This window comes from Rhodococcus sp. PAE-6, from assembly GCF_025290685.1.
In the GTDB taxonomy this organism is placed as follows: domain Bacteria; phylum Actinomycetota; class Actinomycetes; order Mycobacteriales; family Mycobacteriaceae; genus Rhodococcus; species Rhodococcus pyridinivorans.
On sequence record NZ_JAOCLZ010000082.1, the window covers coordinates 1 to 943 of the forward strand.

Genomic DNA, 943 nt, shown 5'->3' on the forward strand with positions numbered 1-943 from the left:
TGAGGTTTTCTCACCAGAGAGTCACCGACGACAGCAAAGACATCCGAACGGTGTGGCGTGAAAAGAGGACGTGGGGTCCTGCCTGGTAGGGATTGTTTCGAGCAAGAAGCAACCCGGAGCAGGACCCCACGTGATTACCTATCGTGCCACGCTCGACGTGCCCGAGCACACCCTGACCTTCGTCGCCCGTATCCTCGCTGCCCACCGCCGCAGGACCGATCGCCGGCCGTGGCAGCGGGCCGCGACCGTCTACGTCCAGGCTCTGATGGTGCTGCGGTGGTTTCGCGACGGCACCGCTGTCGCCACCCTGGCGCGCGATGCCCGCATCTCGCAGGCCACCGCCTACCGGTATCTCCATGAAGGTATCGACGTGATCGCTGCGCACGCCCCGGACCTGCACGACGTGCTCGAACGTGGGATCGAGTCCGGCTGGGAGCATGTCTGTCTCGACGGCACCCTCATCGCCTCGACTCGCTGCCGGGAGCGTTCCGAGTCCGGGCACGACGTGTGGTACTCGGGTAAACATCGCCGCCATGGCGGCAACGTCCAGGTCCTGACCGATCCGACCGGCTACCCGATCTGGGTGTCCGAGGTTGCCCCCGGTTCGGTGCACGACCTCACCGCTGCTCGTCGGGGCGGGATCCTCGGCGCCCTCTACCACGCTGCCGCCGGCGGGATGCCCACCCTCGCCGACAAGGGGTACACCGGTGCCGGGATCGGTGTCCACGTCCCGACGAAAGGCCATGGTCTCGATGCCGGCGCCCGTTGCCGCAACACGGTGTTGTCTGCGATGCGTGCTCCGGCCGAACGCGCGAACGCGCTGCTGAAGACCCGGTGGAAGGCGCTGCAGCGAATCAGTCTGTGTCCGTGGAGGATCGGCTCGATCGCTGCTGCGGCTCTCGTTCTTCTTCACCTGCAAGCACCGGCCTGGTGAGAAAACCTC

The 943-nt window shown here is 66.3% G+C and carries 1 protein-coding gene; it reads left to right on the forward strand.

Annotated elements, in window-relative coordinates:
• Positions 1 to 130 precede the first annotated feature (130 nt).
• Positions 131 to 934 (forward strand): IS5 family transposase, encoded by an 804-nt coding sequence (locus tag NVV99_RS26300; protein ID WP_219130572.1) that lies wholly within the window; start codon positions 131 to 133, stop codon positions 932 to 934.
• Positions 935 to 943: the final 9 nt, after the last annotated feature.